Source organism: Absiella sp. AM29-15 (assembly GCF_003434225.1).
Lineage (GTDB): Bacteria > Bacillota_I > Bacilli_A > Erysipelotrichales > Erysipelotrichaceae > Hoskinsella > Hoskinsella hominis.
The window spans coordinates 1-376 of record NZ_QVFL01000017.1; the positions used below are offsets into that span (position 1 = coordinate 1).

At 32.4% G+C, this 376-nt stretch carries 1 pseudogene; it reads left to right on the forward strand.

Features of this window, described 5'->3' with window-relative positions:
• Positions 1-201: pseudogene (locus DW761_RS21065) on the forward strand (hypothetical protein); the annotation flags it as partial.
• Between the last annotated feature and the right edge of the window lie 175 nt (positions 202-376).

A 376-nucleotide genomic window follows, 5' to 3' on the forward strand; every position in this document is an offset into this window, starting at 1 on the left:
GAGTTTATGTGTAATCTAAGCGAGAGCGTTTTGAAAGAAGGACTTGAACAAGGCATCGAGCAAGGAGAAATCAAATCTGCAATCGAACATACAAAAAACTTAATGGAATCAGCAAATATTGACATAAGTAAAGCGATGAATATGCTGAAACTTCCAGAGAACATCAAAGAAATAGTCATCGAGGAATTAAAGAAGGGATAATATAAATGACGTAATCCAGTAGTTAAAGGGTTACGTCATTTTTTGTTTACTATATGATGTCAAAAGATATACATTATAATGTGATGGACAAAAAAATAAGATTTGATACAATGATGATACAGAAGATAAATAAGGAGGTACACGTTTATGTGTAATCTTGGCGAGAGCATTTTGA